Source organism: uncultured Actinobacillus sp. (assembly GCF_945915845.1).
In the GTDB taxonomy this organism is placed as follows: domain Bacteria; phylum Pseudomonadota; class Gammaproteobacteria; order Enterobacterales; family Pasteurellaceae; genus Exercitatus.
In genome coordinates this window covers 1-6,732 of the sequence record NZ_CAMEFX010000067.1, presented here as the reverse complement: position 1 = coordinate 6,732, position 6,732 = coordinate 1, and the positions used below count along the sequence as shown (strand labels likewise).

At 38.9% G+C, this 6,732-nt stretch carries 6 protein-coding genes; 5 read left to right on the top strand and 1 reads right to left on the bottom strand.

Annotated features, from left to right (window positions below; genetic code table 11):
- The coding region (locus tag Q0O89_RS10120; protein ID WP_293731575.1) for a glyceraldehyde 3-phosphate dehydrogenase NAD-binding domain-containing protein at positions 1-476 on the bottom strand (476 nt) is incomplete at its 3' end.
- A 278-nt stretch (positions 477-754) separates the two neighbouring features.
- Here Q0O89_RS10120 and gmk point away from each other — a divergent pair.
- The 5 genes from gmk (at position 755) to murI (ending at position 6,625) form a co-directional block, all read left to right on the top strand.
- Positions 755-1,381, top strand: a complete 627-nt coding sequence (gmk, locus tag Q0O89_RS10115; protein WP_273314515.1) for a guanylate kinase — start codon at positions 755-757, stop codon at positions 1,379-1,381.
- A gap of 61 nt (positions 1,382-1,442) precedes the next feature.
- Positions 1,443-1,748: a DNA-directed RNA polymerase subunit omega gene (rpoZ, locus tag Q0O89_RS10110; protein WP_273314517.1), complete on the top strand. Its 306-nt coding sequence runs from the start codon at positions 1,443-1,445 to the stop codon at positions 1,746-1,748.
- Positions 1,749-1,817: 69 nt separating this feature from the next.
- A complete protein-coding gene (locus tag Q0O89_RS10105; protein ID WP_293731574.1) occupies positions 1,818-3,677 on the top strand; it encodes a RelA/SpoT family protein in 1,860 nt (619 codons plus the stop codon).
- Between the two features lie 3 nt (positions 3,678-3,680).
- The gene (recG, locus tag Q0O89_RS10100; RefSeq protein ID WP_293731573.1) at positions 3,681-5,765 is read left to right on the top strand and encodes an ATP-dependent DNA helicase RecG; all 2,085 of its coding nucleotides are present in this window, start codon (positions 3,681-3,683) and stop codon (positions 5,763-5,765) included.
- Positions 5,766-5,818: 53 nt separating this feature from the next.
- Positions 5,819-6,625, top strand: coding sequence for a glutamate racemase (gene murI / locus Q0O89_RS10095; RefSeq protein ID WP_293731572.1), 807 nt, complete (start codon positions 5,819-5,821; stop codon positions 6,623-6,625).
- Positions 6,626-6,732: the final 107 nt, after the last annotated feature.

Below are 6,732 nucleotides of genomic sequence, written 5' to 3'. Positions count from 1 at the left end.
GCTAAAGGTGCTAAACAGTTAGTTGTACATGAAGCGTTAGACACGATATCTTGACCTGCATAAGCAGAGAAGTTAACACCACGAACGAACATTGGAGTTGAATCTTTAGATGGACCGGTCATTACTACTTTTTTCGCACCTGCAGTGATGTGTTTACGTGCAGTTTCGTCAGTTAAGAATAAACCTGTTGCTTCAACCGCAATATCAACACCGATAGCACCCCAGTTTAAGTTTGCTGGATCACGCTCAGCTGTTACACGGATTGTTTTACCGTTAACTACTAAGTTACCATCTTTTACTTCAACAGAGCCATCGAAACGACCGTGAGTTGAATCGTATTTTAACATGTATGCCATGTATTCAACATCGATTAAGTCGTTAATACCTACAACTTCGATGTCATCACGTTGTTGTGCTGCACGGAATACAATACGACCGATACGGCCGAAACCGTTGATACCAATTTTAATTGCCATAAGATTTTCACCTATATTTTAAGTTAAACAAAATTATCACGATTCAGTTGCCCATTCCTGAGCAAACTTAGTCGTCACTTTGCGATTATAGCACGGTTTCTTTTCAGAACAATCCAGACTATAAAAATAACTATAACAAATAAGTTTTATGTGATCTATGTCAAATTTTTAAAGGAAATTCAATTGTTCGAAAAAACACCGAAAAATTTCACCGCACTTTTCTTCAAATTTTGGCATAATAGCAATAAGAACAGTTTATCTGCTGAAAGGAAATTATTATGTCTCAAGGTAATTTATATATTTTGTCTGCACCTAGCGGAGCAGGTAAGTCATCATTAATCGCTGCATTGTTAGGAAAAAATACGGCGCAAAAAATGATGGTATCGGTTTCACATACAACGCGTCAACCGCGTCCGGGTGAAGAGAATGGGGTACATTATCATTTTGTCGATGTGGCAGAATTTGAATTGTTGATTGAACAAGGGGCATTTTTAGAATATGCCAAAGTATTTGGTGGAAATTATTATGGGACCTCTTTGCCTGCTATTGAAAAAAATCTTGCAGCAGGCATTGATGTATTTTTAGATATTGATTGGCAAGGTGCACAACAAATTCGTGAGAAAGTACCTAGTGTAAAAAGCATTTTTATTTTACCACCCTCTTTGGCAGAGCTTGAACAACGTTTGATTGGACGCGGACAAGATAGTGCGGAAGTCATTGCTGAGCGAATGTCAAAAGCAATGGATGAGATTTCTCATTATAATGAATATGATTATGTCATTGTGAATGATGATTTTGAGCAAGCCTTGGCTGACTTACAAAGTATTTTGCGCGCAGAAAAATTAACTTTAGCCTATCAGAAATCTCAAAATCGCACGTTAATTCAGGAATTACTGGCAAAATAACTTGGGTTTTAGTATCATAAACAACCCTTTTAAAAAAATAGACATCACTTGGAGTAAAAATATGGCTCGTGTAACAGTACAAGAAGCTGTTGAGAAAATTGGTAACCGTTTTGATTTAATTTTAACGGCCGCACGCCGTGCAAGACAATTGCAATTAAACCAGCGTGAACCTTTGGTGCCTGAAGAAAATGACAAACCAACGGTTATTGCATTACGTGAAATTGAAAAAGGTTTAATCAACAACGACATCATGAATATGCAAGAACGTCAAGATGTGTTAGCGCAAGAGAAAGTAGAAACAGATGCAGTTTCTTTATTAACTGAGCCAAGTTTAACAGAAGCTAGTTTTGTGGATGTTGAAGCTTAATTAAATCTGAATTTCTTATCGATTTGCACGCTCACGTTTAGTTATTGATTTTATAAAAAGGTATTGTTTATGGAACTCTTTGCCCCTTTAGATAAAATTATTCAGGCTTATTTGCCTAAAGAGCAAATTAAATTAGTTGAACGTGCATTTGTCATCGCTCGTGATGCCCACGATGGGCAATATCGTTCAAGTGGTGAACCCTATATTACTCATCCCGTAGCTGTTGCTGCAATTATTGCAGAAATGCGCCTTGATCATGAAGCGATAATGGCCGCTTTATTACATGATGTCATTGAGGATACACCTTACACAGAAGAACAATTAGCTGCTGAATTTGGTAGTCATGTGGCAGAAATCGTTGAAGGGGTTTCTAAACTTGATAAACTTAAATTTCGCACGCGCCAAGAAGCACAGGCTGAAAGTTTCCGTAAGATGATTTTGGCAATGACCAAAGATATTCGTGTAGTCTTGATTAAGCTTGCTGACCGAACCCATAATATGCGCACATTGGGGGCGTTGCGTCCCGATAAACGCCGCCGTATTGCGCAAGAAACCCTTGAAATTTATAGTCCATTAGCACATCGATTAGGGATTGAGCATATCAAAAATGAGCTTGAAGATCTTTGTTTCCAAGCGATGCATCCTCAGCGGTACGCGGTTATCAATCGAGTAATACAAGATGCGCGCGCTAAGGGCAAAGAATTAATTCAGCCAATTTTAGACAATCTTTCTGAATCGCTACACAAAGCTGGTATATCTGCTCGAGTTTATGGACGAGAAAAACCTGCATTTTACATTTATCAATCCATAAAAAATCATTCTCAAAAATTTCGCACCATTTTAGATATTTATAACTTCCGAGTTATCACTCATAACGTGGATGATTGTTATCGTGCATTAGGTTGTGTACATCATTTGTATAAACCTAGAGCAGGGCAAATCAAAGATTATATAGCCGTGCCCAAAACCAATGGTTATCAGGCTTTGCACACAGCGACTATTGGGGCAAAAGGTATTCCTGTTGCAGTGCAAATTCGTACAGAGGAAATGGATAAAATTGCCAAAATGGGCGTGACTGCACATTGGATGGTGAAACAAGATGGTAAAGCAGATAATACGACTGCGCAAATTAAAGCACAACGCTGGTTAGAAAATATTATCGAATTGCAACAAAGTGCGGGTAATTCTTTCGAGTTTATTGAAAGCGTTAAATCTGATTTGTTTAGTCATGAGATTTATGTGTTTACCCCTAAAGGGCGTATCATTGAGTTACCTGAAGGGGCGACAGCGATTGATTTTGCTTATGCAGTACATACAGATGTGGGGGATTCTTGCGCCGGAGCAATCGTTGACCGTGCGGATTATCCGTTAACGCGTCCGTTAGTATCGGGGCAAACGGTAGATATTGTGACTTCACCAAGTGCAAAACCAAGAGATAGTTGGTTAAAATCAGTGGTGACAGGACGAGCTAAATCGAAAATTCGTCAGGCATTAAAAAATCAAGAAGAACAGACTGCGCTTTCTATGCCAACTCGCATTTATCATTATGCAGATTGCTGCCATCCTATTGCTGGTGACAAAGTTCGTGCTTACGAATCAGCTTCTAATGAATGGATCGTTCATCATGCTAATTGTCAAGGTTTGGTTCGCCACCCTGAAAGTATTGAACTTCAAATTGAAAATGAAGGACAAGATTTTGAGGTTGAATTGCGCGTAGCGTTCCAGAATTCAGCGGACTTGGGCAGTTTATTAGTCGCTATTACTTCTGCGCATAGCAATATTCATTCCGTTTGGTCAGAAGATGAGGCGGAAAGTAGTTTAGCTATTTTATTGATTACAGCTAAAGACACTAAACATTTAACGGCAATTGTGCGTAAAATCCAAAGTTTGCCGAATGTCATTTCAGTGACGCGTAACGTGAATGCGTAATCTATGAGTCATTTACAATCCCTTGATGCTATGCCATTGACAACCTTGTCTGGTGTAGGTGCGGCTATGTCTGAAAAACTTAGCCGCATTGGCATTAATAATCTTCAAGATCTACTTTTTCATTTGCCAATACGCTACGAGGATCGTACACGTATTACCCCTATTGCAGATGTTCGTCCTGAACAGTATTCAACGATTGAAGGAACAGTACAAAGTTGTGAAGTCGCATTTGGTCGTCGTCCTATTTTGACTGTAAGCTTATCTGATGGTACCTCTAAAATTACTTTACGATTTTTTAATTTTAACGCAGGAATGCGTAATAGTTTTCAAGTTGGCGTACGTGTAAAAGCCTTTGGGGAAATAAAGCGCGGTCGGTTTATGGCAGAAATGCATCATCCTGAATATCAAATTATTCGTGATAATCAACCCATTCAATTAGAAGAGAGCTTAACGCCAATTTATGCGGCAACAGAAGGATTAAAACAAAACTCCTTACGTAAGCTCACCGATCAGGCATTGGCATTACTTGATAATATTCCGCTTGCAGAAATCTTACCACAAGAATTTAATCCGCATTCATTCAGCTTAAAAGAGGCAATTCACTTTTTACATCGACCACCACCAGATGTATCCCTAGATATGTTAGAAAAAGGTCAACACCCTGCTCAAGTGCGGTTAATTTTTGAAGAATTATTAGCGCATAATTTAGCTATGCAAAAAGTACGCTTAGGTGCACAACAACATTATGCATTACCACTGTTACCTAAAACGGACTTAAAACAGCGTTTTTTGGCAGCGTTGCCATTTCAGCCAACAAATGCACAGGCACGCGTAACAGCAGATATTGAGCAAGATTTGAAGCGTGAATATCCTATGATGCGCTTAGTTCAAGGGGATGTAGGATCGGGAAAAACTTTGGTGGCGGCTTTGGCAGCATTGTCAGCCATTGATAATGGCAAACAGGTTGCGCTAATGGCACCCACTGAAATTCTTGCTGAGCAACATGCTGAAAATTTCCGCCGTTGGTTTGAACCTTTAGGTGTTTCGGTAGGTTGGCTTGCCGGTAAAGTTAAAGGTAAAGCAAGACAGAAAGCGATGGAGGATATTCAAACCGGATCGGTACAAATGGTGGTGGGAACTCATGCATTATTTCAAGAAGACGTTGTTTTTTCGGATTTAGCCTTGGTTATTATTGATGAACAACACCGTTTTGGTGTACATCAACGGTTAATGTTACGAGAAAAAGGGGAGCAATCGGGTTATTATCCGCATCAATTAATTATGACCGCAACGCCTATTCCGAGAACTTTAGCAATGACAGTGTATGCGGATTTAGATACTTCTATTATAGATGAACTTCCCCCAGGGCGTACACCGATTACGACCGTTGTGATCTCAGAAGAACGTCGTGCGGAAATTGTATCGCGAGTACATCATGCTTGTACAAATGAAAAGCGACAAGCTTATTGGGTTTGCACATTAATTGATGAAAGTGAAGTATTAGAAGCTCAAGCGGCAGAAGCTATTTGGGAAGATCTAACCAAAACTTTACCGCACTTGCGTATTGGGCTAGTTCATGGGCGAATGAAACCTGCTGAAAAACAGGAAATTATGGCAAGTTTTAAAGCAGCAGAATTGGATGTATTGGTCGCGACAACGGTGATTGAAGTGGGAGTGGATGTACCCAATGCGAGTTTGATGATTATTGAAAATGCGGAGCGGCTAGGGTTATCTCAACTTCACCAATTACGAGGTCGTGTTGGACGAGGGAGTACGGCGTCATTTTGTGTGTTGATGTATAAACCGCCGCTAGGTAAAATTTCTCAAAAGCGTTTGCAAGTATTACGAGATAGTCAAGATGGATTTCTGATTTCAGAAAAAGATTTGGAAATTCGAGGCCCCGGTGAGGTGTTAGGTACCAAACAAACAGGTATTGCCGAATTTAAAGTCGCCAATTTAATGCGAGATCGCCGTATGATTCCAACGGTTCAACACTATGCAAAGGCATTGATCATGCAACATCCTGAACGAGCAGAAAGGCTGATTAAACGTTGGTTAAATAATAAAGAAATTTATAGTAATGCGTAGCCATTGCATCGTTATTATAAAGTGCGGTTCATTTTTAATGAGTTTTTTATTATATGACAGATAAAGCAACAATTTTATTTTTTGATTCGGGAGTAGGTGGATTTAGCGTTTATCGCGAAGTACTCGATTTGTTACCTCAACACCATTATTTATACGCATTTGATAATGAAATATTTCCTTATTCGGAAAAAGCAGAAGAATTAGTGATTCAGCGTACGGTTTCCGTATGTAAGAAAATCAATGAAACCTATCCTTTAGATCTTATTGTTATTGCATGTAATACTGCAAGTACTGTGGTTTTACCTGCATTACGTGAGATTTTTGATATTCCCATTGTTGGTACTGTACCGGCTATTAAACCTGCTGCTAAAATTTCTCAAACCAAGCATATTGGTTTATTAGCAACAAAGGGAACAGTAACACGCCCTTATGTGGAGCAATTAATTCAGCAATATGCGGTTGGCTGTCAGATAGAAAAATTAGGTTCAACGAAGTTAGTCGAGATTGCGCAAGATAAAATTCAGGGAGATTCAGTAGATTTAATTGCACTACGTAATGAACTGGAAGCATGGCATACCCTTGAAGACTTAGATACGGTAATATTGGGGTGTACACATTTCCCTTTGATCAGAGATGAAATACAGATCTGTTTACCACAAGTAAAACATTTTATTGATCCTGGACCGGCTATTGCGAAACGTGTGGCGTATTTGCTTGAAAATATGAAAGTGCAGTCAAAAAATGAAACAGAAAATTTAATTTTTTGCACGAAGCAATTTGATATTCAAACTAAGTTTATGCAAACCTTGAAAACTCGTTGGGGGTTTGAGCGGTTGATTGTGTTGAAATTAGATGAATAAAACAACAGTTTGTGCAGAAAATCAACATTTGAAAAATAATTTCAAATTTTAAAAAAAAAGTGCTTGCAAAGGATTTTGAAATCCCTATAATACGCCCCACACAACGA

Bases quoted from the DNA above. Each gene is read 5' to 3' on its own strand.
- gmk (WP_273314515.1), top strand. From the start codon at position 755: ATGTCTCAAGGTAATTTATATATTTTGTCTGCACCTAGCGGAGCAGGT.
- rpoZ (WP_273314517.1), top strand. From the start codon at position 1,443: ATGGCTCGTGTAACAGTACAAGAAGCTGTTGAGAAAATTGGTAACCGT.
- Q0O89_RS10105 (WP_293731574.1), top strand. From the start codon at position 1,818: ATGGAACTCTTTGCCCCTTTAGATAAAATTATTCAGGCTTATTTGCCT.
- recG (WP_293731573.1), top strand. From the start codon at position 3,681: ATGAGTCATTTACAATCCCTTGATGCTATGCCATTGACAACCTTGTCT.
- murI (WP_293731572.1), top strand. From the start codon at position 5,819: ATGACAGATAAAGCAACAATTTTATTTTTTGATTCGGGAGTAGGTGGA.